General features: G+C 71.1%; 21 protein-coding genes, 2 tRNA genes and 1 pseudogene. 13 read left to right on the top strand and 11 right to left on the bottom strand.

Annotated features, from left to right (window positions below; translation table 11 throughout):
* Positions 1–54 precede the first annotated feature (54 nt).
* Positions 55–1,314: a M6 family metalloprotease domain-containing protein gene (locus ACWC94_RS03390; protein ID WP_450794682.1), complete on the bottom strand. Its 1,260-nt coding sequence runs from the start codon at positions 1,312–1,314 to the stop codon at positions 55–57.
* Positions 1,315–1,636: 322 nt separating this feature from the next.
* Between ACWC94_RS03390 and ACWC94_RS03385 the strand changes: the two genes are divergently transcribed.
* Complete coding sequence (locus ACWC94_RS03385) at positions 1,637–3,442, top strand: putative bifunctional diguanylate cyclase/phosphodiesterase (RefSeq protein WP_450794681.1); 1,806 nt, start codon at positions 1,637–1,639, stop codon at positions 3,440–3,442.
* Here the strand turns inward: ACWC94_RS03385 and ACWC94_RS03380 are convergent.
* The 3 genes from ACWC94_RS03380 to ACWC94_RS03370 all read right to left on the bottom strand — a co-directional run bounded on the left by ACWC94_RS03380 (position 3,421) and on the right by ACWC94_RS03370 (position 6,118).
* Positions 3,421–4,509, bottom strand: a complete 1,089-nt coding sequence (locus ACWC94_RS03380) for an LLM class flavin-dependent oxidoreductase (protein WP_450794680.1) — start codon at positions 4,507–4,509, stop codon at positions 3,421–3,423. The two genes, ACWC94_RS03385 and ACWC94_RS03380, sit on opposite strands and share 22 nt — an antisense overlap.
* Before the next feature lie 86 nt (positions 4,510–4,595).
* Entirely contained in the window at positions 4,596–5,330 is a 735-nt protein-coding gene (locus ACWC94_RS03375; protein WP_450794678.1) for a maleate cis-trans isomerase family protein, read from the bottom strand.
* Positions 5,327–6,118: a maleate cis-trans isomerase family protein gene (locus tag ACWC94_RS03370; RefSeq protein WP_450794677.1), complete on the bottom strand. Its 792-nt coding sequence runs from the start codon at positions 6,116–6,118 to the stop codon at positions 5,327–5,329. Before ACWC94_RS03370 ends, ACWC94_RS03375 begins: the two co-directional genes overlap by 4 nt.
* Positions 6,119–6,268: 150 nt before the next feature.
* Between ACWC94_RS03370 and ACWC94_RS03365 the strand changes: the two genes are divergently transcribed.
* Both ACWC94_RS03365 and ACWC94_RS03360 read left to right on the top strand, forming a co-directional pair.
* The gene (locus ACWC94_RS03365; protein WP_450794676.1) at positions 6,269–7,219 is read left to right on the top strand and encodes a D-2-hydroxyacid dehydrogenase; all 951 of its coding nucleotides are present in this window, start codon (positions 6,269–6,271) and stop codon (positions 7,217–7,219) included.
* Positions 7,220–7,236: 17 nt separating this feature from the next.
* Positions 7,237–8,637, top strand: coding sequence for an amidase (locus ACWC94_RS03360; protein WP_450794675.1), 1,401 nt, complete (start codon positions 7,237–7,239; stop codon positions 8,635–8,637).
* 30 nt (positions 8,638–8,667) lie between these two features.
* Here the strand turns inward: ACWC94_RS03360 and ACWC94_RS03355 are convergent, their stop codons facing one another.
* Complete coding sequence (locus tag ACWC94_RS03355; RefSeq protein ID WP_450794674.1) at positions 8,668–9,990, bottom strand: hypothetical protein; 1,323 nt, start codon at positions 9,988–9,990, stop codon at positions 8,668–8,670.
* A gap of 98 nt (positions 9,991–10,088) precedes the next feature.
* Positions 10,089–10,583 carry a DUF3830 family protein gene (locus ACWC94_RS03350; RefSeq protein ID WP_450794673.1) on the bottom strand — a complete coding sequence of 165 codons (495 nt, stop codon included), beginning with the start codon at positions 10,581–10,583 and terminating at the stop codon, positions 10,089–10,091.
* A gap of 47 nt (positions 10,584–10,630) precedes the next feature.
* Between ACWC94_RS03350 and ehuB the strand changes: the two genes are divergently transcribed.
* From ehuB to ACWC94_RS03320, 6 genes are all read left to right on the top strand, one after another.
* The gene (ehuB, locus tag ACWC94_RS03345) at positions 10,631–11,548 is read left to right on the top strand and encodes an ectoine/hydroxyectoine ABC transporter substrate-binding protein EhuB (RefSeq protein ID WP_450794672.1); all 918 of its coding nucleotides are present in this window, start codon (positions 10,631–10,633) and stop codon (positions 11,546–11,548) included.
* Positions 11,545–12,288 (top strand): ectoine/hydroxyectoine ABC transporter permease subunit EhuC, encoded by a 744-nt coding sequence (gene ehuC, locus ACWC94_RS03340; RefSeq protein WP_450794671.1) that lies wholly within the window; start codon positions 11,545–11,547, stop codon positions 12,286–12,288. The genes ehuB and ehuC overlap by 4 nt, the downstream gene beginning before the upstream one ends.
* Complete coding sequence (ehuD, locus tag ACWC94_RS03335; protein ID WP_450794670.1) at positions 12,285–12,935, top strand: ectoine/hydroxyectoine ABC transporter permease subunit EhuD; 651 nt, start codon at positions 12,285–12,287, stop codon at positions 12,933–12,935. The genes ehuC and ehuD overlap by 4 nt, the downstream gene beginning before the upstream one ends.
* Entirely contained in the window at positions 12,925–13,707 is a 783-nt protein-coding gene (gene ehuA, locus ACWC94_RS03330; protein ID WP_450794669.1) for an ectoine/hydroxyectoine ABC transporter ATP-binding protein EhuA, read from the top strand. The genes ehuD and ehuA overlap by 11 nt, the downstream gene beginning before the upstream one ends.
* A 211-nt stretch (positions 13,708–13,918) precedes the next feature.
* Positions 13,919–14,677, top strand: coding sequence for an IclR family transcriptional regulator (locus tag ACWC94_RS03325; protein WP_450794668.1), 759 nt, complete (start codon positions 13,919–13,921; stop codon positions 14,675–14,677).
* Between the two features lie 99 nt (positions 14,678–14,776).
* Positions 14,777–14,850, top strand: a tRNA-Lys gene (locus tag ACWC94_RS03320).
* On the opposite strand, the pseudogene ACWC94_RS03315 reads toward ACWC94_RS03320, so the two are convergent.
* The 5 genes and pseudogenes from ACWC94_RS03315 to ACWC94_RS03295 form a co-directional block, all read right to left on the bottom strand.
* A pseudogene (locus tag ACWC94_RS03315) lies at positions 14,816–16,485 on the bottom strand (AMP-binding protein). The gene ACWC94_RS03320 and the pseudogene ACWC94_RS03315 overlap by 35 nt on opposite strands.
* A gap of 39 nt (positions 16,486–16,524) precedes the next feature.
* On the bottom strand, positions 16,525–16,992 hold the full coding sequence (locus tag ACWC94_RS03310) for a hypothetical protein (RefSeq protein WP_450794667.1): 468 nt from the start codon (positions 16,990–16,992) through the stop codon (positions 16,525–16,527).
* Between the two features lie 120 nt (positions 16,993–17,112).
* A complete protein-coding gene (locus tag ACWC94_RS03305) occupies positions 17,113–17,718 on the bottom strand; it encodes a lytic polysaccharide monooxygenase auxiliary activity family 9 protein (protein ID WP_450794666.1) in 606 nt (201 codons plus the stop codon).
* Positions 17,719–17,841: 123 nt separating this feature from the next.
* A complete protein-coding gene (locus ACWC94_RS03300; protein WP_450794665.1) occupies positions 17,842–18,984 on the bottom strand; it encodes an SPFH domain-containing protein in 1,143 nt (380 codons plus the stop codon).
* A 61-nt stretch (positions 18,985–19,045) separates the two neighbouring features.
* Positions 19,046–19,972, bottom strand: a complete 927-nt coding sequence (locus ACWC94_RS03295; RefSeq protein ID WP_450794664.1) for a peptidoglycan-binding protein — start codon at positions 19,970–19,972, stop codon at positions 19,046–19,048.
* A 323-nt stretch (positions 19,973–20,295) separates the two neighbouring features.
* Between ACWC94_RS03295 and ACWC94_RS03290 the strand changes: the two genes are divergently transcribed.
* The 4 genes from ACWC94_RS03290 (at position 20,296) to ACWC94_RS03275 (ending at position 25,426) form a co-directional block, all read left to right on the top strand.
* Positions 20,296–20,369 (top strand) — tRNA-Lys (locus tag ACWC94_RS03290).
* 70 nt (positions 20,370–20,439) lie between these two features.
* Complete coding sequence (locus ACWC94_RS03285; protein ID WP_450794663.1) at positions 20,440–21,189, top strand: FadR/GntR family transcriptional regulator; 750 nt, start codon at positions 20,440–20,442, stop codon at positions 21,187–21,189.
* Positions 21,190–21,500: 311 nt separating this feature from the next.
* Positions 21,501–23,492, top strand: coding sequence for a glycosyltransferase family 2 protein (locus ACWC94_RS03280; RefSeq protein ID WP_450794662.1), 1,992 nt, complete (start codon positions 21,501–21,503; stop codon positions 23,490–23,492).
* A complete protein-coding gene (locus ACWC94_RS03275; protein WP_450794661.1) occupies positions 23,489–25,426 on the top strand; it encodes a galactose oxidase-like domain-containing protein in 1,938 nt (645 codons plus the stop codon). Before ACWC94_RS03280 ends, ACWC94_RS03275 begins: the two co-directional genes overlap by 4 nt.
* Positions 25,427–25,482 lie beyond the last annotated feature (56 nt).

The following is a 25,482-nucleotide window of genomic DNA, read 5'->3' as shown; positions in this document are numbered from 1 at the left end:
GGTCCGGTTCGAAAGAATCCGGCCCGCCGTTTTCGTATGCACATCCAGCCGGCATCAGCCGGCGACGCGCGGCGTGATCCGTACCGTCCACGCCCCCGACGCCGTTCTCCCCTCCACCTCCACCTGTACGCCCTGCCCGGGCACGGTGAAGCTTTCGCCGAGGGCGACCGGGGCGTCGGCGAGGGGCGGGTAGACCGAGTCCTCCCAGCAGCCCTCGGTGTGCGGGTGGGCGTCCACCACCTCCACCGGGCCGCCGCCGGACTCCGCCCCGCTCCTGATCCGGTACACCAGCACCCCCTGCCGGCAGCCCGCCCGGTCGTTGCCGGCCGGGCCGCGCGCCTCGAAGCCCAGGGCGCTGTCGGGCCCGGTGCGCACGATGGCCAGCTTCACCCCGTGCCCGAGACCGAAGGCCGGGGCGCCCGCCGTGCCCAGCGCCGGGATTTCCGGGCCGGCCTCCAGCGGTTCCAGGGTCAGCCGGGTCGACCCCGCGCCGCGCACGCACATCACCTGGCGCGGATCCAGCCAGCCCAGTTTCCACTTGTGCCAGGCGAACAGGTCGGGCGAGAGGCCGAACTGGCTGCCCATCAGGTCCCAGTCGCCGACGTAGGTGTCCCAGTCGCCCTTGCCGTCGACGGGGCGGTGATAGAGGTCCGGCAGATCGAACACGTGGCCGGTCTCGTGGGCGAGGACGAGGCGGTCCGGCGGGTGCTTCTCGAAGACCGTGACGACCCGGCGGATGTCCGTGCCGTCCGCGTGCACGGGCGTGTCGAGGTTCACGACCTTCGTGGCGTCCGAGTCGACGCCGGGTGCGTCCGGGTCCGCGACGAGGTACACGACCTGGTAGCGGGAGAAGTCGACCTCCCGGTCGGCCACCGAGAACGCGTCGCGCAGATAGGCGGCCCGGTCCTCCACGCTCCAGTCCCGCCTTATGGCGTACGCCGTGGACGGCCGGGGCATGCGCAGCCACTGCTTCACCGGGTGCGGGCGGAGGGTGAACCTGCCGTAGGAGGCCTGCTCGAAGTAGCGGCTGGTGGCCGGGAAGTGGTCGGCGGCCAGCTGGGCGGGGGTGGTGCGCGGGGCGGAGTCCGGGAAGGACAGGAAGACCATCACGGCGTCGAGCACGCCGGTGGGGCGGGTGTAGCCGGTGTTCCAGGTGTCGACGCCCTCGGAGTGGTGGGCGTCGGTGCGGTGCAGGGCGCAGGGGGTGGTGGAGAAGGGTTCGGCGACCGACGGGCCGCTGAGGATCGACGTCGCGGCGAGCGCCGACAGCGTGGTGCACACGGCGGCGGTGCTGCGCAGCTTGGGCACGGACATGACCTCCGGACGCGGTTCGGCGGGACCAGCATCCAGATTGCTGTGATGTGTTGCGTTATGCCCTGTTTACCTGCACCACAAGGGTGAGTGCGCCCCCTGATTGCTCCGGCGCGCTCCGGCGCCCGACACCCCGGAACACTCACGGAACGTCACAACTGGTCGGGGGCCTGAAGAACCCGTCCAGGCGCGGGCAGAAACGATCTGTCAGAACCGGTGTTCGGTCCGGGACACTGGACACCGGCTGGAAGGGCCCGGGGCCAGCCTCTATGATCGGCACACTTTCCGGCACGGACATCGATCGAGTGCACTGCGGGAGCGAGCGGTGAGCGGAACGTCCGAAGGGCCGACGCCCGCGGCAGACCTCGACCGGTCAGCCGTCACAGACAGTGACCACACCACCTACCACCGTGTCTTCGCGACGGCCCCGCTCGCCATGGCCGTCGTGGACAGCGCCGGACTCGTCACCGGCGCCAACGCGGCCTTCGGCGAGCTGCTCGGCACCGATCCGGACACGCTCACCGGGCGGGTCGCCGCCGACCTGGTGGACCTGGCCTCGGACACCCGCAGCTGGCACGCCTACCGCGAGGTGCTGCGCGGCCGGCAGGCGAAGCTGCGCTGCACCCGCCGGCTGAAACATCCCGAGGGGCACTCGCTGTGGGTGCAGGTGACCGTGGCCCCCCTGAGCGGGGAGGCCGGGGTGCTGCTGTCCGTCGCCGACATCAGCGCCCGCCGTGAACTCCAGGCGAGGCTGCGGCACTTGCAGATGCACGACCCGGTGACCCGGCTGCCCAACCGCACGCTGTTCTTCGAGCGGCTGTCGGCCGCGCTGGAGGCGGAGTCGTACGAGCAGAGCGGCACCGGCCGGATCGGCCTGTGCTACCTGGACCTCGACGGCTTCAAGGCGGTCAACGACACCCTCGGCCACCGCGTCGGCGACCGGCTGCTCGCGGCCGTCGCCGAGCGCCTGACCCGGGTGGCCGACGAGGCCGGCTACGCCCGCGCCGTGACCCCGCTGGTGGCCCGCCTCGGCGGCGACGAGTTCGCCCTGCTCGTGGAGGACTCCACCGGCACCGAGCAGCTCGCCGAACTCGCCGAGTCGGCGCTGAAGGCGCTGGAGGAACCCTTCGATCTGGCCGGGCAGCGGCTGTCGTTGACCGCCTCCATCGGGGTCGTCGAACGGCACGCGGCGGGTACGACGGCCACCGGCCTGATGCAGGCCGCGGACACGACCCTGTACTGGGCGAAGGCCGACGGAAAGGGCCGCTGGACCCTGTTCGACCCCGAGCGCAACGCGCACCGGATGACCCGCCAGGCCCTGTCGTCCACTCTGCGCCCCGCCATCGACCGCGACGAATTCGCGCTCGAATACCAGCCGTTGGTGGGCATGGAGGACGGACGCCTGTCCGGCGTCGAGGCGTTGATCCGCTGGAATCATCCTCAGTTCGGCACACTGACGCCGAATCGGTTCATCGGACTGGCCGAGGAGGACGGCTCGATCGTGCAACTCGGCCGCTGGGCGCTGAACACCGCCTGCCGCCAGGCCCGTCGCTGGCAGCTGGACCATCCCGACGAGCCGCCCATCTTCGTCAGCGTCAACGTGGCCGTACGGCAGGTGTGGGACTCCGACCTGGTGGCCGACGTGGCGGAGGTCCTGGCCGAGACCGGACTGGCTCCGCATCTGCTGCAGCTGGAGCTGACCGAGTCCGCGGTGATGGGCTCGGCCGGCCGGCCGCTGCAGGCCCTGCAGGCGCTCAGCGACATGGGCGTGCGCATCGCCATCGACGACTTCGGCACCGGCTACTCGAACCTCGCCTACCTCAGCCGGCTGCCGGTCTCGACACTGAAGCTGGACGGGTCCTTCGTGCGCGGCTTCCAGTACGAGGCCGACAAGAACCCCGCGATCCCCGCCAACCCCGCCGACATGGTCATCGTCGAGGCGATGATCCAGCTCGCCCACCGGCTCGGCATCACCGTCACCGCCGAGTGCGTGGAGACCTCCGCCCAGGCCACCCGGCTGCGCCGCATCGGCTGCGACACCGGCCAGGGCTGGCTGTACTCCCGCCCGGTGCCGCCGGATCGTATCTCCGAACTCCTCGGCGAGCAGACCTACGCGGTCGGCAACCCGTAGGCGTTGGCGATCAACTCGTAGGAACGCAGGCGCAGTTCACCGCGGTGGGCGTGGCTGACCAGCATCAGTTCGTCGGCGCCCGTGCGCTTGTGCAGATCGTCCAGGCCCGAGCGGACCTCGTCGGCGGTGCCGTGCACGATGTTGGCCGTCCAGGAGGTGATGAACTCCTCCTCCATCGGGCCGAACTCGTGCTTCTCGGCCTCGTCCGGGTCGGGGAACAGGCCCGGCCGTCCGGTGCGCAGCCGGAGCATGTTCAGGGCCACCGCGCGGGTCTGGCGGCGGGCCTCGCGCGCGTCGTCGGTGGCGAGGGCGGAGACACCGATGAGGGCGTACGGCTCGTCCAGGACCGCGGAGGGGCGGAAGGTCTGCCGGTACAGGTCCAGGGCCGGGATCGTGTTCTGCGCCGAGAAGTGGTGCGCGAAGGCGAACGGCAGGCCCAGCATTCCGGCCAGGCGGGCGCTGAAGCCGGAGGAGCCGAGCAGCCAGACCGGCGGCCGGTGCGGGGACTGGACACCGCCCGGGGCGCTGCCCTGCACCGGGCCGGGGATCGCGTGGACACGCCGGTACGGATGCCCGTCGGGGAAGTCGTCGTCCAGGAAGCGGATGAGCTCCGCGAGCTGCTGAGGGAAGTCGTCGGCGCCCTCGTCGAGCGTGTCGGTACGGCGGAGTGCGGCGGCCGTGGCCCCGTCCGTGCCCGGCGCCCGGCCGAGGCCCAGGTCGATCCGCCCCGGCGCCATCGCCTCCAGCGTGCCGAACTGCTCGGCGATCACCAGCGGGGCGTGGTTGGGCAGCATGACGCCGCCCGAGCCGAGCCGGATGCGGTCGGTGCGGGCGGCGAGGTGGGCGAGGATCACGGCGGGCGAGGAGGAGGCCACGCCGGGCATGGAGTGGTGCTCGGCGACCCAGTACCGGTGGAAGCCGCGCGCCTCCGTCAGCCGGGACAGCGCCACGCTGGTGCGCAGGGCGTCGGTGGCGGTACTGCCCGCGCCGACGGTCACCAGGTCCAGTACGGAGAGGGGGACGGGGGCGGTCCCGTGCGTCGTGCCCCGGATCTCGTCTGCCGACACGGTGTGGGCCTCCTGTTTGTGGCGTGGCTGTCCTGAGGTGCCGTAACAGGAGGCGGTCTCCGCTTATTCCTCTCCCCTCCCGCCGGTCAGCGGACCTGGACGATCGGCTCCCTCGTGAACAGCGTCCCCAGTGCCGGCGCGTTCACCCGGCGGTCGGCGAGCCGCAGCCCCTCCCACACCGTGACCTGGTTAGCCGTGAGCACCGGCTTGGACAGCGCCTTCTCCAGCAACGACAGATGCGCGACCGTGTGCAGGGCCGTGTCCGGGAGCAGTATCGCCTCCGCGTCCGGGACGTCCGCCGCCCGCGCCAGCGTCAGCACGTCCTCCTCGCCCCACGTGCCGACCTCCGCGGCCGTGACGATCCCGGACGACCGCATCCCGGCCACCTCCAGGCCCCCGGCCCTCAGGAAGTCCGCGAACAGCGCGGCCACGTCCTCCGGATAGGTCGCCCCGACCGCGACCCGCCGTACGCCGATCTCCCGGGCCGCGTGCACGAAGGCGAACGACGTCGAGGACGCGGGCATCCCGGCCAGCCGGGCGAGTGTGCGCACCTGCTCCTGCGCGCCCTCCCAGCCGTGCACGAAGCCGCCGCTGGTGCAGGCCCACACCACCGTCTCGGCACCGGTCAGCCGCAGCCCCTCCATGCCCGCCGCGAGCCGCTCGGCGGACCCCATCTCGCGCAGCGACGCCACCCGGTGCGCGTCCTCACCGATGTCGGTGTGGACCAGATCCACCCGGATGTCGCTGCCCAGGAGCTGCTCGATGCGTGGATAGTCGTCCTCGGCGGAGTGGCCCGGGTAGAGGAATCCGAGTGCGGTCATGTCCAGCCTTCCTGCGTCTCTTCCGGCAGTACCGGGGGCCAGGCACGCGCGGCCTCGTCCAGCAGCGCCTGATAGGGCCCCACGGCTCGGGTACCCAGTCGGCGCAGCGCAGCCCACATCGTGACCTGGTTGGCGGACAGGACCGGGATGCGCAGCTCGGCCTCCAGCTGGGGGATCACGTCGTACGTCGGCAGGTTGGTGCAGGAGATGAACAGCGCGTCGGCGGCGCCGGGACGGACGACCGCCTGCCGCGCCATGGCGACGACGTCCCGGTACGGCACCTGCCAGATGTGCCGGGTCAGCCCCATGAAGGCACAGCCGGCGACCCGCACCCCCGCCTCGGCGACGAACTCCTCCAGCGCCCGGGTCACGGACACCGTGTACGGCGTGACCAGCGCGACCCGTCGTACCCGCAGCTCGGCCAGCGCCTCCAGCAGCGCACCGGAGGTGGTCACGGAGGGTGGCGCGCCCGCCAGGCTCATCGCCGCGCGCATCGCCCGTTCCCCGGCGATCCCGCCGACGAAGCTGCCGGAGGTGCAGGCGTAGGCGACGGCCTCGGGCGCGACGGCGGTCAGCGCGCGCACGGCGTCACCGAGGGTCTCGTGCTCGCTCACCAGCCGGGCCAGGTCCAGGCTCACCTCCACCGGCACGAACGGGGTCCGGGTCAGATGCAGCGACACCTCGTCGGGCACCCAGCGCCACAGCTCGCGGTCGAGGGCGAAGTCGAAGGGAGCCACCACGCCGACACCGCGCTGGGGGCGGGGGCCGCCGAGAAAGGAGACGTCCATGGCTGGCACCGGCCTCACGCTGGGAGACGAGTGGGCAACGGATCGCGAGTACGCCCGTGTTGACGAAGGTAGATTCGGGTGCGAGCGTGGTCAATCCGCGCATGTCACCGCATACGTCAGACGTCTGACAGACGCCGGGAGCCGCCCCGTATGACGACCCTCCCCACCGTCCTCGTCCTGGACGCCGAGCCGCCGCCCCGGCTCGGCCGGCTCACCGGCCGCGCCCGGCTCGTGCACACCGACGCCGCCCACCTGGCCGAGCGGCTGCCGGCCGCGGACGTGCTCCTGGTCTGGGACTTCACCTCGTCCGCGGTCCGCGAGGCCTGGCCGGGGGACGGGCCCAGGCCGGGCTGGGTGCACACGGCGAGCGCGGGCGTGGACCATCTGATGTGCCCGGAACTCGCCGCGTCCGGCACGGTGGTCACCAACGCGCGCGGGATCTTCGACCAGCCGATCGCCGAGTACGTGGCGGCCCTGGTGCTGGCGGTCGCCAAGGACCTGCCGCGCACGCTGGAGTACCAGCGGGAGCGGACCTGGCGGCACCGGGAGGGCCGGCGGGTGGCGGGCACGCGCGCGTGCGTGGTCGGCTCGGGCCCGATCGGCCGGGCGATCGTCCGTACCCTGAAGGCGCTGGGCGTGACGACGGCGCTGGTCGGGCGGGTGCCACGGACCGGCATCCACGGCCCGGCCGACCTGGACCGGCTGATCTCCCGCGCGGACTGGGTGATCGCGGCGGCCCCGCTCACCGAGGAGACCTACCGCATGTTCGACCGCCGCCGGTTCGGCGTGATGCAGCCGTCGGCGTTCTTCGTCAACGTCGGGCGGGGTGCCCTGGTGGACGAGGAGGCCCTCGCCGACGCCCTGGCCCGGCGCTGGATCGCGGGCGCCGCACTGGACGTGTTCACCACCGAACCCCTGCCCGACGACAGCCCGTTGTGGACCCTGCCGGGGCTGATCGTCTCCCCGCACATGAGTGGCGACACGGTCGGCTGGCGGGACGAACTGGGCGCGCAGTTCGTCGAGTTGTACGACCGCTGGGCGGCGGGCAGATCACTGGTGAACGTGGTCGACAAACAGCGTGGTTACGTCCCCGGTCACTGACCCCCCTTGGAGGGTGCATGCAGCTCACCGACCTCACCGCCGTACAACTCCTCGATGGTTACCGCAAGGGCGAGTTCAGTCCCGTGGAGGCGACCGAGCAGGCGTTGGAGCGGGCGCGGCGGAGCCGGCCGGGGGTGAACCCGTTCGTGCGGCTCACCGAGGAGGACGCGCTGGCACGCGCGCGGGAGTCGGCGGAACGCTGGCGGCGCGGTGAGCCGGCCGGGCTGGTCGACGGGGTGCCGGTGACGGTGAAGGACCTCCTCCTGATGCGCGGCCACCCGACCCTGCGCGGCTCTAAGACGGTCTCCGAGCAGGGCGCCTGGACCGAGGACGCGCCCTCGGTGGCCCGCCTGCGCGAGCACGGTGCCGTCTTCCTCGGCAAGACGACGACCCCCGAGTTCGGCTGGAAGGGCGTGACGGACTCCCCCCTCACCGGCATCACCCGCAACCCGCACGACCCCTCGCGCACCGCGGGCGGCTCCAGCGGGGGGAGCGCGGCGGCCGTGGCGCTCGGCGCGGGCCCTCTGTCGCTGGGCACGGACGGCGGCGGCAGCATCCGTATCCCGGCCTCGTTCTGCGGCGTCTTCGGCCTGAAGCCCACGTACGGCCGGGTGCCCCTCTACCCGGCGAGCCCGTTCGGCACGCTGTCGCACGCGGGTCCCCTGACCCGGGACGCGGCGGACGCGGCCCTGCTGCTGGACGTCATCGCCGCGCCCGACACGCGCGACTGGTCCGCGCTGCCGCCCGCTGCGGGCCCCTTCAGCAAGGCGCTGGAGGGGGGCGTACGGGGACTGCGGGTGGCGTACTCCCCGTCCCTCGGCGGCCAGGTCGCGGTCCAGCCGGCGGTCGCGGCGGCCGTCCGGCGGGCGGTGGCGCGCCTGGCGGACCTCGGTGCGTACGTCGAGGAGACGGACCCCGACTTCAGCGAGCCGGTGGAGGCGTTCCACGTCCTGTGGTTCAGCGGAGCGGCCCGCCTCACCGAGCGGTTCTCCCCGCGCCGCCGCCAGCTCCTGGACCCCGGTCTGCGCGAGATCTGCGTCCAGGGCGCCCGGTACAGCGCGCTGGACTATCTGGCCGCGGTGGACGTCCGCATGGACCTCGGCCGCCGCATGGGCCGCTTCCACGAGCGCTACGACCTGCTGGTGACACCGACCCTGCCGGTGACGGCGTTCGAGGCGGGGCCGGAGGTGCCGGCCCGCTCCGCCTTCCGGCGCTGGACCGGCTGGACCCCGTTCACGTACCCGTTCAACCTGACCCAGCAGCCGGCCGCCTCGGTCCCCGTCGGCAAGGACGGTGACGGCCTCCCGGTCGGCCTGCAGCTCGTGGCCGCCCGCCACCGCGACGACCTGGTACTGCGCGCGGCCCACGCCCTGTACGAGGCCGGCGCGGCTTCGGCACCGCCGGTCACCGGGACCTGACGGGGCTGGTCGCGCTGGCGCCAAGCCTCCCTAGCCCTTGTGCCGGTAGACGACCAGATACGGCACGTTGCCCTCGTTGTGGGCGAAGACACCGACTCCGTCGAAGTCGGCGATCGGTACTTCGGAGCCACCGGGCAGCGCCTTCGGGGTACCCGTGGCCAGGGGGAGCTGGACGGGGGCCGTGGTCCCCGTCAGGCTGTCCTTGGTGAGCGAGGTGCCGTAGGCGGTGCCGTCGTCGGTGACGGAGACGAAGCTGAGGGGCTTGCTGTCGTCGGTCTCCTCGAAGCAGTAGCCCTTCTTCGCCTTGAGGTCGAAGGCGAGGTGCTCCGAGACGAGGTACCGGCCGTTCGGGGAGAGCACGGGGTGGGGGGCGTCCGGTGTGGGGGTGGGCGGCTTGGCGCACAGCACCGACGCCTGGACCCGGCCGGTCCTGCCGTCGAGCACGGCCCACACGTTGTGGTTGCCGAAGTTCTTCTGCTCCCAGCGGGCGACGAGGTACCCGCCGGTGCCCGGCCACACCTCACCGGTCGCGTGATCGGCCTCGGCGGGGGCGATGCGGTCGTCGTTCCAGGAACCGGGTATGCCGAACGCGCCGGCGCCCTCGTTGGCCACCACCGGGTCCCGTTCCGTCAGGGCGGCGATGTCGTTGCCGATGTCCCCGGAACACGCCGGGCAGGCGGGCGGCGTGAGGGAACCCGTGTCGTACGTGGTGGTGCGGCCCGTGGCCACGTCCACGGCGATCCTGCGCTTGTCCGCCACGGGCACCAGCAGGCGTTCCCCGCCGTCGGTGACGTCGTCCTCGTCGAACTCGGTCGCCGGAAGCTCGACGTGGTGCGCGGGCGCGACCGCGTCGCCCGAGCCGTCGGCGGCGTAGATGTCCACGGCGTACACGTTCTTCGCCTTGGACAGGGCGTCCTCGCCCTGCTTCCCCCGGGACCAGGCCACCAGGTATTCCCTGCCGCCGGCCGTGGCGACGAACACACGGGGCGCCTCGCCCTCGAACATGTTCTTGAACGGCTTGCCCGTCCAGCGGACCCGGCCCGTCACCGCGTCCCGCACGGTCACCCGGTAGGCGGATCCGTCGCCGGACCCCTCGGTGGTCGTCGTGGCCACCGCGCCGGACTTCGGCAGCATGACGTACGAACCGAGCTGCTTCTGCGAAAGCTGCCAGCCCCGTGAGGTGTCGTACCCGGCCGGGACGGCGAGCTTGCGCAGGGGCGCCGGTGCCGAGGCGTGCGCGGACGGCTTCTTGTCACCGCCGGCGGTCTTCGCCGTGCCCGATCCGCCGCCGCAGGCCGCGAGCGACCCGATGGCGACGACGGCGACGGACGCCTTGGCGAGTACCGATCTCATGCACTGCCCCTTCCGTTGCGCGGAGGACAGCCCACGACCCGAACCGCCTCCCCCGATGGCGTGATCTTGACAAGAAGACTACCGCCGGGGTGGCGCGCTCACGCCCGCCGGAAACCGAGCGTCTCCCCCGCCGCCCCCGTGCGCCACAGGTCGTTGCAGGCCTCGGCCATCGCCTCCAGCCCTTCCACCACCTGGCCCCACACGATCCCGGGCACCCAGCCCACGTCGCCGTTGAGCAGCAGGTTGTTGCGCTCGTAGAACAGGGCCAGGTCGACCACCGTGGTGCCGGGGCGGACCTCGCGGTCGTAGCCGTAGGCCCTGGTGCCGAGTTCGGCGCCCGCGAAGGAGAAGTAACAGAGGTCGCCGGGAATCGGGGTGACCGTCGGGTTCTCCAGTGGGGGTTCCGTGGAGGCGAACGGCGGGAAGAGGGCGTAGATCTCGTTGCGGGCGTATTTGGCGTGGTAGACGTCGCCCGAGACAGGCAGGGCTTCCCATACCGCGGCGCAGGTCAGGGGCGCGCGGTCGGTCAGCAGTCGTGCCGTGCAGCGCACGTCCCGCTTGTCGAGCGAGACGGTGACGAATCGATCGGCCATGAAACCCAGGGTGCATAGCCGCAGAGCGCTTGGGTAGCCGCGCCGCCATGGCTCCACCACTTGGGAACGACGTACACACCATTCGGTCGGAACACAGACACACCCGGCGGTCCGTGCTCGGCGGGCTCGCCGCCCTCGGTGTGCTGGGCGCGACGGGCTGCACCCGGGTGGCCGAGGCCTCCGGCAAGCCGGGCGGCGACCTGCTGGAACGGCTGCGCGCGCAGGGCGTCGTACGGCTCGGGATCGCCGGCGAGGTCCCGTTCGGGTACATCGACAAGGACGGCCGTCTCACCGGTGAGGCGCCGGAGTTGGCGAAGGTGATCTTCAAGCGGCTCGGGGTGGACCGGATCCAGCCGGTGCCGACCGAGTTCGGTTCGCTGATCCCGGGGCTCAACTCGCAGCAGTTCGACGTCGTGGCGGCCGGGATGTACGTCAATCCGGAGCGCTGCCGGCAGGTCATCTTCGCCGATCCGGACTACCAGATGCTGGACTCGTTCATCGTGCGCAAGGGCAACCCGCTGGGCCTGCACTCCTACAAGGACGTCGTCGCGAAGAAGGCCAAGTTCGCCACCGGCACCGGATACGCCGACATCCAGTACGCGGTCGAGGCCGGGTACGAGCGGGGCGACATCCTCATCGTCCCGGACCAGGTCGCCGGGCTGAACGCCGTCGAGACGGGCCGGGCCGACGTCTTCGCCGGTACGGCGATCACCACGCGGGAAGTGGTGAAGAAGTCGGGCAAGGCGGAGGCCACCGCGCCGTTCGCGCCGCTGGTCAAGGGCAAACCGCACGTCGACGGCGGCGCGTTCGCGTTCCGGCCGGCGGAGACGACGCTGCGGGACGCCTTCAACGTCGAGCTGCACAAGCTGAAGAAGAGCGGGGAGCTGTTCCGGATCCTTCGGCCCTTCGGGTTCACCGGGGCCGAGATGACCGACCTCACCGCGAAGGAGCTGTGCGGCGGATGACCCCGGGACTGTGGGAACTCGTACTCAAGGGCGTCTGGACCACGATCCAGCTGCTGGTGTTCAGCGCACTGCTGACCGTGGCGGTGTCCTTCGTCGTCGGCGTCGCGCGCACCCACCGGCTGTGGATCGTGCGGTTCGTCGCCGGCTTCTACACCGAGGTGTTCCGCGGCACCTCGGCGCTGGTGATGATCTTCTGGACGTACTTCGTGCTGCCGCTCGCCTTCGGCTGGCAGCTGGTGCCGATGTGGGCGGGCACGCTGGCGCTCGGCCTGACGTACGGCGCGTACGGCTCGGAGATCGTGCGCGGCGCGCTGAACGCGGTGGACCCGGCGCAGAAGGAGGGCGGGATCGCGCTCAGCTTCACGCCCTGGCAGCGGCTCAGGCTGATCGTGCTGCCGCAGGCGGTGCCGGAGATGATCCCGACCTTCTGCAATCTGCTGGTCGAGCTGCTCAAGGGCACCGCGCTGGTGTCGGTCATGGGCATGGGCGATCTGACGTTCAGCGCGAACCTGGTGCGGCTGGCGTTGCAGCAGAGCGCGGAGATCTACACGTACATCCTGCTGATCTACTTCGCGATCGCCTTCGTGCTGACGCGGCTGATGCGCTCGGTGGAGAAGCGGCTGAAGGCCGGGGTCGGCAAGGATCCCGGGACCGAGACGGCGGCACGTGAGCTCAAGCGGGCCCAGACGACCGGAGTGGGCGCCGCGGGCGGCGTGGGTGTGGGCGGGGGTGCCGCATGAAGTGGGACTGGAACGCCGTCGGCGACTTCATGCCGGCCTTCTGGCACGGCCTGCTGGTCACCCTGCAGGCCCTCGCCCTCGGTTCGCTGGCGTCCTTCACCCTCGGACTGGTGTGGGCGCTGCTGATGCGGACACCGGCCCGGTGGGTGCGCTGGCCGGTCGGGGTGGTCACGGAGTTCGTGCGCAACACCCCGCTGCTGGTGCAGCTGTTCTTCCTGTTCTACGTGCTGCCCGAGTGGGGCCTGACCTTCTCGGCGCTGACCACCGGGGTCGTCGCGATCGGCCTGCACTACTCGACGTACACCATGCAGGTCTACCGGGCCGGTATCGAGGCGGTCCCGGCCGGCCAGTGGGAGGCGGCGACCGCGCTGAACCTGCCCCGGCACCGGACCTGGACCGCGGTGATCCTGCCGCAGGCGATCCGCCGGGTGGTTCCCGCGCTCGGCAACTACGTGATCGCCATGCTCAAGGACACACCCGTGCTGATGGTGATCACCGTGCCCGAGATGCTCCAGCAGGCCCGGCTCTTCTCCCAGGAGCACTTCCAGTTCACCGAGCCGATCACCGTGATCGGTGCCGCCTTCATCCTCATCTCCTACCTGGCCTCCCTTCTCCTGCGAGCCCTGGAGCGACGCCTTGTCCGTTGAGACCCGCCCCCATCCGTCCCCGAGCGACGCCCAGCCGGGCGAGCTGATCCGCCTCGCGAACATCACCAAGCGGTTCGGCGCGAACACCGTGCTCGACGACCTGAGCTTCACCGTCGACCCGGGCAGGCACGTGACCCTGATCGGCCCCTCCGGGTCCGGCAAGACCACGATCCTCAGACTCCTGATGACCCTGACCAAGCCGGACGAGGGCACGATCACCGTCGACGGGGAGCAGCTGTTCCCGGCGCCGGAGAAACAGGTCCGGGAGGTCCGCAAGAAGATCGGGATGGTGTTCCAGCAGTTCAACCTGTTCCCGAACATGAGCGTGCTGCGCAACATCACCGAGGCCCCGGTGCAGGTCCTCGGGATGCCCAGGGACGAGGCCGAGGAGCGGGCCCGGGAGCTGCTGGACCTGGTGGGGCTGGCCGACAAGTGCGACGCCAGGCCGACCCGGCTGTCCGGCGGGCAGCAGCAGCGGGTGGCGATCGCCCGGGCGCTGGCGATGCGGCCACGGGTGCTGCTCCTGGACGAGGTGACCTCCGCGCTCGACCCGGAGCTGGTCGCGGGCGTGCTCGATCTGCTCAGGGACATCGCCCGCAGCACGGACATCACGATGCTCTGTGTGACCCACGAGATGGGTTTCGCCCGCGACATCTCCGACCAGGTGCTGATGTTCGACGGGGGCCGGGTCATCGAGGCGGGCCCGCCGGAGAAGATCTTCACCGAGCCGGAGCAGGACCGGACCCGGGAATTCCTCAGCGCGGTGCTGTGACCGCGGCGTGTGGATCCGGAAGATGCCGAGGTCCGGCCGCTGGGGCGTGCCGTCGGCATATGTCAGCGGATCCACCCCGCGGTCGGGAGGGGCGGGCGGGCCGGAGAATCTCGCCAACCCCCTCTCCCGCCAGGGGGTTTGCCCGTTATCGTGGAAGCGATCCGCGAACCGGATCTCGCGGCCACCGACAGGCGAGCGCAGGGGGACCACCGTGGCGCTGATGCACGAGCCTACCGCCCCGTACCACTCCGCCCAGGACGCGCTGCGCGTGCTGGAGACCGTCGCACGCCACTCCGCCGGTGTCACCGACACCGAGCTGGCCCGCCGCACCCGCCTCGGCTCCGAGCGGCTCACCGCCCTGCTGCGGATGCTGCGCCGCGAGGGCTACGTCGAGCAGATCACCGGCGGGGCGTACGTCACCGGTGACACCCTGCGCCGCCTCACTTCCTCGCACGACCGCGAGCGGGCCCTGCGCGACAAGCTCCAGCACACCCTGGACCGGCTGCGCGACTCGGTCGGCGCGGCGGTCTACATGAGCCGGTACGTCGACGGCGAGGTCAAGGTCACCCAGTACGCCGCCGGGCCCACCACCCCGGCGGTCAACGAGTGGGTCGACTTCCGCTGCTCCGCCCACGCCACGGCGGTCGGCAAGAGCCTGCTGACCCAGCTGGACCACAACGCCCGCCGCGACCACCTCTCCCGGTACAAGATGGCGCGTCTCACCTCGCGCACCATCACCAGCGACAAGCTGCTGCTGTCCCGCCTGGAGTCCCAGCCGCCCACGGTGCCGGTCCTGGACCTCCAGGAGTACGCGGTCGGCACGGTCTGCGCGGCGGTCCCGATCACGGCGGGTTCCTCGGTGGGCTGCCTGGCGCTGTCGCTTCCCGTGGAACACGCGCACCGGCTGAAGCAGGCGGCGGACACGCTCAACCGGAGCGCGACCCCGGTGCTGCTCTCGCTGACGATCTAGGGCGCACGCGGGGGTGGTCACGAGCACCCCCCAGGACCAGGTAGTATTTTCTTCGTCGCCAGCCGCGGAAGGCAGAAAACCGCAGCAGGCGAGAGTCATGCGCCGCTAGCTCAGTTGGTTAGAGCAGCTGACTCTTAATCAGCGGGTCCGGGGTTCGAGTCCCTGGCGGCGCACATGGACGAGGGGTCCTTCGCGAAAGCGAGGGGCCCTTCGGCGTTCTCCGTGGTGAGGCGTCGATACGAGGTCTCCCCCGGGGGCCGCCACCACACCGGGTCGGAGCACCCGTACCCCTCGCGCCTGAGCTGCGCCCGGTGGATCTTGTTCGTCGCCGTCACCGGCATCCGCTCCACCACCCGCACGAACCGGGGTGCCATCTTCGTCCCCAGGTCGGGCTGGGCCGCCAGGAACCGTGCGAAGCCCTCCGGGTCGAAGGTCCCGGCGACGGTCGCCATCACCTGGTCCCCGGTCACCGGGTCCGGCACCCCGTACACGGCGACGGCCGCCGCACCCTCGTACCGGGCGACGATGTTCTCGATCATCGCGGCGGCCAGGTTCTCCCCGTCGACGCGGATGCGGTCGTCGGTGCGCCCGGCGAAGTACAGGTATCCCGCCGAATCCCGGTAGAAGAGGTCGCCCGTCCAGTACGCCCCTCCCCGGCGCCGTTCGGCTTCCGCGGCCGGGTTGCGCCAGTACCCCTCGAAGGGGTTGGGTCCCCGGTTCACCAGCTCCCCTATCGCCTCGTCCCCGTTGAGCAGGCGCCCGGCGGAGTCGAACACGGCGGGCGGGCACTCGCGGTTGGTGCCCGGGGCGAGGACCGCCAGCCCCGGCCCGGCCGGTCCCACCGCCCCCTTCGGCGTGCCCGGGGTCCACCGGATCGCCGCGCCGCCCTCGGAGGAGCCGTAGCCCTCGACCAGCCGCACCCCGAAGCGCCGCTCGAAGGCAGCGGCGTCCACCGCACCGGCCTCGGTGCCGAAGCCCGTCCGCAGCGGGTTGTCACGGTCGTCCGCGCGCTCCTCGGTGGCGAGGACGTACTGGACGGCCCGGCCGACATAGGTGAAGTAGGTCGCCCGGTAGCGGCGTACGTCGGCGAGGAACGCGGACGCCGAGAACCGCCGCCGCAGCGCGACCCCCGCACCGGCGGCCAGCGCGGGCGCCCAGTCGGCGATCACCGCGTTGCCGTGGAACATCGGCATGCAGATGTAGTGCACGTCGTCCGGGCGCACCCCGAACTGCCGGACCAGTGACTGCCCGGCCGCCGCCAGCCGGCCCTGGGAGCAGAGCGCGGCCTTGGGCGCGCCGGTCGACCCGGAGGTGAAGTACAGCAGCAGCCGGTCGGCGGGGGCGGCGCGGGACGGGTCGGGTACGGCGCCGGCGTACGGGGCGAGGAGGGCCCCGTACTCCTCGCCGTGCTCGTCCCCGTCCGTCACGAGGATCCGCACCCCCGGCAGTTCCAGGCCCGCCAGCAGGGGGAGGTGGGCCCGCTCGGTGACCAGCAGCGGGCACTCGGTGTGCAGGATGTCGCGGGCCAGCTCACCACCCCTGCGGGTGGGGTTGATCCCGGCGACGGCCGCTCCGGCGAGGGCGGCGGCGCCGAGCCACAGCGGGAACTCCTCGGTGTTGTCGAGGAGCACGCCGACATGCGGTGGGGCACCGGGTGGCAGCAGGTCGGTCAGCAGCGCGGCCCGTGCGGCGGCACCGGCGGCCATCTCGTGCTGCGTCAGCGACCGGCCCTCGCAGCTGAGCCCCGGCCGGTGGTCGCCCCACCGCGCCGCGACCAGCTCGGCGACCGTGCGCGCCTCGGACTCCATGGGAGCGCACGGTAGCTGACTTGACGTCAGATGGGGAGGCTAGGGCATGAAGTCGTCCGCCGTCGAGAACACCGAGTGGGCGGTGGCCATGAAGAGGACGCAGCCTGCGATGAACACGCCCAAGAACGCCACCAGGCAGCCGGATTCGGCGGCGAGCCTCCCGCGCGCCGGGGCGTGGGCCGTCGCCCGCTCGGGGCGCTCGGCCGCGTAGTGCACGGTGACGATGTCGCCCGCGATCGTCGTCCCCGGCCCGTTGGCCTCCTCGAAGCGCACGGTACGGCCCTCGCGGGTGGTGAACTCGTACACGTGGTGGAGCGTCGTCCTCACGGAGGTGTCACCGCCGCCACCGCTGGTCGTGGTGTACGTCCGCAAACAGCGCGCCTCGGCCGTCAGCCCGCCGGCCCAGACCCTGCGCACCTCCCGCGACCGGCGAAGGAGCCCGACCAGGGCGAAGACCGCCACGGCGATCATGAGGGTCGGTACGGCGTAGAAGAGCAGCTCGAACATGAGGTTCCCCCGAGGTCCGGTACGCCGTCCCCGCTCGGTCGGCGTGCGAGGAACGTACCCGCCGGTAGGGGCGACCGGCCTCAGGAGAACCTCAGTTTCCGTGCTGTGGCGAAACGGTCCTCAGAAGGTGACGTCCGAGCAGGCGTAGAACGCGTTGCCCGTGTCGGCGATCGTCCACACCGCGAGGATGACGTGGTGCCCGCTCAGCCCGGTCGGCAAGGTGCCGCTGTGGCTGAGGGTCTGCGGCGGGCGCTGACCGTGGTACGGGACCGTCAGGAACGGGGTGGGGTCGAGGTCCGAGCGGGACAGGGCGTGGTTCTGGTTCCAGCCCTGCCGGGTGACGTAGTACCTGAAGTCCGTCGTGGCGTGCATGGCGGTGAACTGCCAGCGGAAGGTGTACGACTGGCCGCCCGTCACCCTGGTCGTGGGCCAGGCTCCGCCGGACGGGGTGGTCGGCGAGCTGAGCTGGGCGAACCGGCTCAGGCCGCCGTTGCAGAGCTGGCCGTCGGCGGGCCCCGCGGCCGGGAAGCCCTTGGGGCCCTCGACGCTCTGCGGCTCGTACTGGATCTCGCCGCAGCCCGTCACGGTGCCGTTGGCGCAGAGTTTCTGCCTGCTGATGGGGAGGTCGGTGTAGCCGTGCCCGCTGGCGCCGCCGGTGGAGAGCGCGAACGCTCCGGCGGTCACCACGCCCAGCACGACCGCGGACACCTTGGTCCTGGTGTGCATACTGCCGCTCCTGGAGAACGTGGGGAGTTCGGTGAGCCGTGCAGGTAGGTCTAGACCAAGTGTCAGGTTATTGCCGTTGGTTGACTGTGTCCATACAAAAGACGGGCACCAACCGCGCCGCCGCTACAAGGGCTCCCCGCGCCCCGAGCAGAAGGCGACCGTCAGGTCCCGCACCAGCACCTTCCGTTCGTAGTCGTCCAGTTCCACCAGGCCGCGCACGGTCAGCCGGGTCACCGTGTCCTCCACCGAGTCCACCACCGAGCTGAGCATGCTGGCCCGCTGCCGGGCGTCCAGCGCGGCGATCCTGCGCCGGTGCATCACGGCGGCGACCTCCGGGGCGTACTCCACCCGGACCGGCTGCACCGAGAACACCTGCACACCGACCGGCGCGGCCTCCTCCGCCACCAGCCGGGTCAGCGCGTCCCCGGCCGCCGTCACCCCGCCCCGCGGCCCGCCCGCCGGCTCCACCGGCACCCGGGCGAGCGCCGCCTCCACGCACTCGCGCAGATACTTCTCGTGGTCCTCGACGCCGAGCGCGGCCCGCGCGGTGTCCCGCACCCGCCACACCACCAGCACCGACACCCTGAGCGCCATCCCGTCGGGATCCGCCGCCGGCATCGCCTCACTGCGCCAGTGCCGCAGCCGCACATCGACCCGGCGGCGCGGCAGCAGCGGGTTCACCCAGAGCAGCCCGGTGCGCCGGACCGTCCCCCGGTAACCGCCGAACATCCCGAGCACCCAGGCCCGCCCGGACCGCCCCCGGGCCAGCCCGGCCAGGCCGAGCGTCCCGAGCGCCCCGGCCCCGGCGTACGCCGCCCACTGCGCCGGGCCGAGTCCCGCGCCCGCGCACGCGGGCAGCCGCAGCGCCTCCGCCACGGCCGGCGGGAGCAGCCCCGCCCACCAGGAGGTCGCCAGACACCCGATGAAACCGCAGGCCCCGGCGAGCACCCCGGCCACCCCCGGCAGGACCCGCGCCGGACGCTCCACCAGCTCCGGGTCGACCTCCGGCAGCGGCCGGCGGCGCACCGGCGCCGGGCGTCCCAGGCGCGGCTGCTCGCCGGTGCCCTGCCGGCGGCCCACCACGGCGGGCTTGAGCGGCACCTTCACCGGGTTCACCGGGTCGGGGTCGTCACGGAAGAGCAGATGGACGGGGATCTCGGTGGTCACCTCGTTCTGGATCAGCCGGGCCGGACGCCCGCCCGGCACCGGTGCGCCCTCCGGCTGCCCCTCGGACTCGGGCGGCGTGTGTGACGTGGTCGTACTCATGCGTTGCTCCAGCCTCCGCGCCAGATACGTCATGAACAGGGGGGATGGAAGGGTCAGGCGGTCACCGGCCGCTCTCGTGGCCGGTGGCCGCGTCCGCGAAGAGCCGTCGCCAGGTCTCCGGCCCCGGGTAGCCGTCCGCCGCGCCGCCGCGCCAGCCCTGGGCACGCTGGAAGGCCTCCACGGCACGCCGGTCCGCTTCGCCCCAGCGCGGACCGGGACCGGTGGCGTAGAACCTGCCGAACCCCTTCTCCACCAGCCGGCGGCCCAGCTGTGTGACGTACGTGTTCTCCGCACCCGGACGGAAGAGGTTCCGGCCGGGATAGCCGGGGACCCCGTGCGAGGCGGGCCGGCCCGGACCACCGGCCTTGCCGTCGGTCCGCTGCGCGCCCGCCGCCTCCGCGGTCACGCCCTTGTAGCGGTAGGGGACGTACTTGTCGGCGTTGCTCCAGTAGGGGTAGGGGGTGGGCTGGCTGCGGGTGTGCGGGGGCGTCTGCTCGTAGACCGTGTAAGAGGTGTGCGCGGAGTCCGTCCAGCCACCGAAGATCACCACGTGGGAGCCTTTCTCGGGGTTGTCGGGGTTGTGGTAGAGCAGGATGTCCCCGGGCTGCAGCTCGTCCTTGGTGATCTTCACGCCGAACTGGTCGAGGCTGCCCGTCCACTCGTTGCTCCCCAGGTTCCAGGCCATGGAGACATAGCCGGAGCAGTCCTGGCGATAGCCGTCGGACCAGTAGTCCGACATGCTGTACGGCACCTGGGCGGCCACCCAGACCTTGGCGCGCTTGATGATGTCGGCCCGGGTGGTCGCGGGGATGGGGACAGCGGTGAGCTCGGCCGGCTTGCCCGCCGCGCCGTGCAGCGGGGCCCTGCCGCCCTGGGGGGTCTCGGTCTCGCCGTCGGCGGGGACGTGGGGGCGCTGACCGGCGGGCCGGCCGGGGGTGAGGGCGGCGGCCGGGGTGACCGCGCCGAGGACGGCCGACGCGGCGGCCACGACAACGATTCCGCAGGCCGCCGGGCGGCCGCCGGGTCGCCCGGACGACGGACGGGGGCTCGTCCGTCGCCCTTCGACACAACCGGGGCAGTCGCAGTCCCTCGCGGGCTCGACTTCCTCGAACACCGGAGTGGTCATGCGATCTACCTCACATTCATGGGTGTTTTGTCCACGCTTGTGCACGATGATCAGTTTCTCAACTGTCCATCCGACCGCCACTTTGACGGTCCGAACGATGTACGCGGCCCCCGAGGTGATCGTCCGGCCCCGGCAGGTGGTCGGAGGCACCCCGAAAGGTCGGGTAGAGTTATCTCCGTCAGCAGGCGCCGCTAGCTCAGTTGGTTAGAGCAGCTGACTCTTAATCAGCGGGTCCGGGGTTCGAGTCCCTGGCGGCGCACCGACCGGAAGGCCCCTCGCGCAAGCGGGGGGCTTTTCGCATGCCCCGATTGGCCGGATACCCTCTCGCCATGGCAGCCCGGGACCTTCAGGAGCGGATCAAGAAGCTGATCGTCGACGGGCGGCTGCCCTCGGGAGCCCCGCTGCCGACCGAGCCGGAGCTGATGGAGTACCTCGGCGCGAGCCGGAACTCGGTGCGTGAGGCCCTGAAGGCGCTGCAGGCGATGGGGATCGTGGAGATCCGGCACGGCTTCGGGACGTACGTCGGCTCGATGTCGTTCGCGCCCATGATCGAGGGGCTCGCCTTCCGCACCGTCGCCGGGCACTACCGGGGCGAGGACTCCCTGCTGCAGCTGCTGGAGCTGCGCGAGGCCGTGGAGACCGGGCTGGTCTCACGGCTGGCCGGACGGCTGCCCGAGGCGGACCTCGTTGAACTGGACGCCCTCGTGGACCGTATGGAACAGGAGGCCGCCGAGGGGGCGGGCCTCGCCGAGACCGACCGCGCCTTTCACGCCACCCTCTACCGGGGGCTGGACAACGTGCTGCTGAGCGAGGTGCTGGAGGCGTTCTGGGACGCCTTCCACCGGGTGCAGCGGGATCTGGTGGACGTGCCGCAGGACCCCAGGGTCACCTGCCGCCAGCACCGGGAGATCCTGGACGCGGTCCGGTCCGGCGACTCACTGCGGGCGGAGGAGGCCATACGGGACCACTTCGGCAACATCCGTGTCCGCCTCTCCACCACCGGCGCGCCCCGGCCACCGAAGACCACCGGCGCACCCCCGCCTCCCGACCCCCACGCGCGCCACAATGAACGGGTTTGACCGGTAAACACCGCGTTTCGCGTCTTGCGATCATGCGGAGCACCGTAGAACTCTGGATGTCCAAGCTGCCGCCGTTTGGCGCCAGTTGGGGGGAATCAAGCGGTTGCCGAACGGCGGGGAGGGGGCCCCGCTCATGAATCGATGCCGAGGGGGGCATCATGCAACCGGAAGCTCGCCGTCCCATGTCTATAAGGTGATGAAGACGTGGGGACTGCGAGCCACCACTGATCCGCGCGCGGGCTTAAGGGGAGCCGGCCGGGCGGAAAGGACCGACGAAACACGCGGTGACCTGCGTGTGGGGGGAATGACTCATGACGTCGACGCCGCCGGGCGCCGGACCGAGCCACACTCACAACGACCCGTCACAGACCACACAGCTTCGGGCGGTTGCACACCGGACCGGCCAGTTCCGCCGGATGAGGAAGAGCCTGCCGAGATACGACTACGAGCACTACAGCCGGCTCGCGGGCCCCCTGACCCAGCCCGACCCGACCCAGCCGTACAGGGTGCAGTACCGGTCGCTGCTCTCGCAGGAGCCGCACCGCATCCGTGCCGCGCTCATGCTGGGCGCGGCCCCCGTGCTCTCCCTGGTGCTGCTGTTCTGGCTGCTCCAGCCCGAGCACTGGACCGAACGCGACTACCCCGCCCACGACTTCCTGCCGGCCCTCGACACCGTCATGCTCGTCTCGATCGGCCTGATCGAGTTCTTCCGCTGCATGAACGTACTGTCCAACGCGCACGCCACGCTCGTCGCCCGCGACCCGGTCCCGGTCGTCCCCGAGACCGGCACCCGCGTCGCCTTCCTCACCTCCTTCGTGCCCGGCAAGGAGCCGCTGGAGATGGTGACGAAGACCCTGGAGGCAGCGGTGAAACTGCGTCACCGGGGCCTGCTGCACGTGTGGTTGCTGGACGAGGGCGACGACCCGGCGGTCAAGGAGGTCTGCGCCCGGCTCGGTGTGCACCACTTCTCCCGCAAGGGTGTCGCGCAGTGGAACCAGCCCAAGGGCCCGCACCGGGCGAAGACCAAGCACGGCAACTACAACGCCTGGCTGGAGGCGCACGGCGACGACTACGACTTCTTCGCCTCCGTCGACACCGACCACGTGCCGCTGCCCAACTACCTGGAGCGGATGCTCGGTTACTTCCGCGACCCGGACGTCGGCTTCGTCATCGGCCCGCAGGTCTACGGCAACTACGACACGTTCGTCACCAAGGCCGCCGAGTCCCAGCAGTTCCTCTTCCACGCCCTGATCCAGCGCGCCGGCAACCGCTACGGCGCCCCCATGTTCGTCGGCACCTCCAACGCCGTACGCATCAAGGCGCTCAAGCAGATCGGCGGCCTGTACGACTCCATCACCGAGGACATGGCGACGGGCTTCGAGATGCACCGTGCCAAGAACCCGGCGACCGGGCGGAAGTGGAGGTCCGTCTACACCCCGGACGTGCTCGCCGTCGGTGAGGGCCCGAACGCCTGGACCGACTTCTTCACCCAGCAGCTGCGCTGGTCCCGGGGCACGTACGAGACGATCCTCAAGCAGTACTGGAAGGGCCTGTTCACGCTGGGGCCGGGCAAGCTCTTCAACTACACCATGATGATCATCTTCTACCCGATGTCCGCCCTCAACTGGATCCTCGCCGCCTTGAGCTGCGCGCTGTTCCTGGGCCTGGGCGCCTCGGGTGTGAACATCGACCCGACCGTGTGGCTGATGCTGTACGGCAACGCCTCCGCGCTGCAGATCGGCCTGTACGTCTGGAACCGGCGGCACAACGTCTCCCCGCACGAGCCGGAGGGCTCCGGCGGTGTCGCGGGCATGGTGATGTCCGCCCTGTCCGCCCCGATCTACGCGCGCTCCCTCATGGACGCCGTACTGCGCCGCAAGAGCAAGTTCGTGGTGACGCCCAAGGGCGAATCGGCGAGCCCCGACACGCTGTTCGGGACCTTCCGGATCCACTGGTTCTTCATCCTGGTCTTCGCCGGCTCCCTCGCGGCCGGCTTCGCGTTCGGGCACTCCCACCCCGCGATGATCACCTGGGCGTGCTTCGCCCTGCTGATCACCGCCTCGCCGGTCTTCGCCTGGCAGTACACGCTGCGGCGGGAGAAGCGGCAGCCGAAGCCGGCGGCGGCCGGACCGGTCGCCGAACCGCAGGACGCGGTACCGGCGCCGCACGCGGCCCACGCGCCGCACGTGCCACAGCAGCGGCCCAGCTGGGCGACCGCCGGGCACGGCGACCGGAACCGGACCGGGGAGAACGAACAGACCATGCAGATCGCCCTTGGCGGACTTGGGGGACGTAAGGAATGAAGGACCAGGCAGGCCGCCGTCGCGCCCGTCGACTCGCGATCGGTACGGCGGTGGTACTCGCGCTGGCCGGGATGAACGGGCCGTGGGTGTACCGCTTCGGCACCGCGCAGTACCACCAGTACAAGATCAACAGACCCGAGTACAAGGCCGAGAACGGCCACTGGGACATCATCGAGTTCCCGCCGGAGTACCGTCAGGACACCATCCACGCGGCGCTCCTGCACACCGGCAAGGTGCTGCTGGTCGCCGGGTCGGGCAACAACCAGGACAACTTCGACAAGAAGAAGTTCGACACCCGGATCTGGGACCCGGTCAAGGGCACGATCAAGAAGGTCCCCACGCCCAACGACCTGTTCTGCACCGGCCACACCCAGCTGGCCAACGGCAACCTGCTGATCGCGGGCGGCACCAAGCGGTACGAGAAGCTCAAGGGCGACGTCACCAAGGCCGGCGGCCTGATGATCGTCCACAACGAGAACCCGGACAAGCCGATCACGCTGCCCGCCGGCACGAAGTTCACCGGCAGGACCAACGGCAAGGCGTTCGTGTCCAAGGACCCGGTGCTCGTCCCGCGGGCGAAGAAGGTGTTCGACCCGAAGACCGGCGCGTTCCTGCGCAACGATCCCGGCCTGGGGCGGATCTACGTCGAGGCCCAGAAGAGCGGCACCCAGTACGAGACCGGTACCCAGGACAACTACCGGATCCAGGGTCTGACCGGCGTCGACGCGCGCAACACGTACGGCATCGCGCAGAAACTCGCCCTCGACAAGAAGGACTTCCAGGGCATCCGCGACGCCTACGAGTTCGACCCGGTCGCCGAGCGGTACATCAAGGTCGACCCGATGAACGAGGCCCGCTGGTACCCGACGCTCACGACCCTGTCGGACGGCAGGATCCTCAGTGTGTCCGGCCTGGACGACATCGGCCAGCTGGTGCCGGGCAAGAACGAGATCTTCGACCCCAAGACCAGGAAGTGGACGTACACGAAGACGATCCGGCAGTTCCCGACGTATCCGGCGCTGTTCCTGATGCAGAACGGGAAGATCTTCTACTCGGGGTCGAACGCGGGGTACGGGCCGGACGACGTGGGCCGTGACCCCGGGATCTGGGACGTGGACACGAACAGGTTCACGAAGCTGCCCGGCCTCAGCGATCCGGACAGGATGGAGACCTCCGGGACCGTGCTGCTGCCTCCGGCGCAGAACGAGAGGTTCATGGTGATCGGGGGCGGCGGTGTCGGCGAGTCGAAGCTGTCGAGCAACAAGACGCGGCTGATCGACCTGAAGGCCCGGAACCCGAAGTTCGTGGACGGGCCCGAGCTGCAGAAGGGGACCCGGTATCCGCAGTCCTCGGTCCTGCCCGACGACACCGTGCTGGTGTCCGGCGGCTCGGAGGACTACCGGGGGCGCAGCGACTCCGACATCCTCCAGGCCCGGCTGTACCACCCCGACAGCAACAGCTTCACGCAGGTCGCCGATCCGCTGGTGGGGCGCAACTACCACTCCGGGTCGATCCTGCTGCCGGACGGGCGGGTGATGTTCTTCGGGTCCGACTCGCTGTACGGGGACAAGGCGAACACCAAGCCGGGGAAGTTCGAGCAGCGGATCGAGATCTACACGCCGCCCTATCTGTACCGGGATTCCCGGCCGACGCTCAGCGGAGGCCCGCAGACGATCGCCCGCGGCGCCTCGGGGACGTTCACGTCGGATCACACGGCCGGCATCAGGAAAGTACGGCTGATCCGGCCCAGCGCCTCGACCCACGTGACCGATGTGGATCAGCGGTCGATCGCGCTGGACTTCAGGACCGCCGGGAACAAGATCACGGTGACCGTCCCCAGGAACCGGAATCTGGTGCAGTCCGGGTGGTACATGCTGTTCGTGGACGACGACCAGGGGACGCCGTCGAAGGCGCAGTGGGTGAAGGTGCCGTAGCCGAAGGGGTGGGGAACCGCGCCGGTTCGACGGCCGCGGGCTCGTCGTGGCGTGCC

The organism is Streptomyces sp. NPDC001135, from assembly GCF_053598395.1.
The sequence above is the reverse complement of the archived record's forward strand: the minus strand, read 5'-3'. Positions and strand labels throughout refer to the sequence as shown.

Bases quoted from the DNA above. Each gene is read 5' to 3' on its own strand.
- ACWC94_RS03360 (WP_450794675.1), top strand. From the start codon at position 7,237: ATGCAGCTCACCGACCTCACCGCCGTACAACTCCTCGATGGTTACCGC.
- ACWC94_RS03370 (WP_450794677.1), bottom strand. From the start codon at position 6,118: ATGGACGTCTCCTTTCTCGGCGGCCCCCGCCCCCAGCGCGGTGTCGGC.
- ACWC94_RS03305 (WP_450794666.1), bottom strand. From the start codon at position 17,718: ATGCACACCAGGACCAAGGTGTCCGCGGTCGTGCTGGGCGTGGTGACC.
- ACWC94_RS03390 (WP_450794682.1), bottom strand. From the start codon at position 1,314: ATGTCCGTGCCCAAGCTGCGCAGCACCGCCGCCGTGTGCACCACGCTG.
- ehuC (WP_450794671.1), top strand. From the start codon at position 11,545: ATGACCCCGGGACTGTGGGAACTCGTACTCAAGGGCGTCTGGACCACG.
- ACWC94_RS03365 (WP_450794676.1), top strand. From the start codon at position 6,269: ATGACGACCCTCCCCACCGTCCTCGTCCTGGACGCCGAGCCGCCGCCC.
- ACWC94_RS03355 (WP_450794674.1), bottom strand. From the start codon at position 9,990: ATGAGATCGGTACTCGCCAAGGCGTCCGTCGCCGTCGTCGCCATCGGG.
- ACWC94_RS03275 (WP_450794661.1), top strand. From the start codon at position 23,489: ATGAAGGACCAGGCAGGCCGCCGTCGCGCCCGTCGACTCGCGATCGGT.
- ehuB (WP_450794672.1), top strand. From the start codon at position 10,631: ATGGCTCCACCACTTGGGAACGACGTACACACCATTCGGTCGGAACAC.
- ehuD (WP_450794670.1), top strand. From the start codon at position 12,285: ATGAAGTGGGACTGGAACGCCGTCGGCGACTTCATGCCGGCCTTCTGG.
- ACWC94_RS03310 (WP_450794667.1), bottom strand. From the start codon at position 16,992: ATGTTCGAGCTGCTCTTCTACGCCGTACCGACCCTCATGATCGCCGTG.
- ACWC94_RS03300 (WP_450794665.1), bottom strand. From the start codon at position 18,984: ATGAGTACGACCACGTCACACACGCCGCCCGAGTCCGAGGGGCAGCCG.
- ACWC94_RS03350 (WP_450794673.1), bottom strand. From the start codon at position 10,583: ATGGCCGATCGATTCGTCACCGTCTCGCTCGACAAGCGGGACGTGCGC.
- ACWC94_RS03375 (WP_450794678.1), bottom strand. From the start codon at position 5,330: ATGACCGCACTCGGATTCCTCTACCCGGGCCACTCCGCCGAGGACGAC.
- ACWC94_RS03280 (WP_450794662.1), top strand. From the start codon at position 21,501: ATGACGTCGACGCCGCCGGGCGCCGGACCGAGCCACACTCACAACGAC.
- ACWC94_RS03285 (WP_450794663.1), top strand. From the start codon at position 20,440: ATGGCAGCCCGGGACCTTCAGGAGCGGATCAAGAAGCTGATCGTCGAC.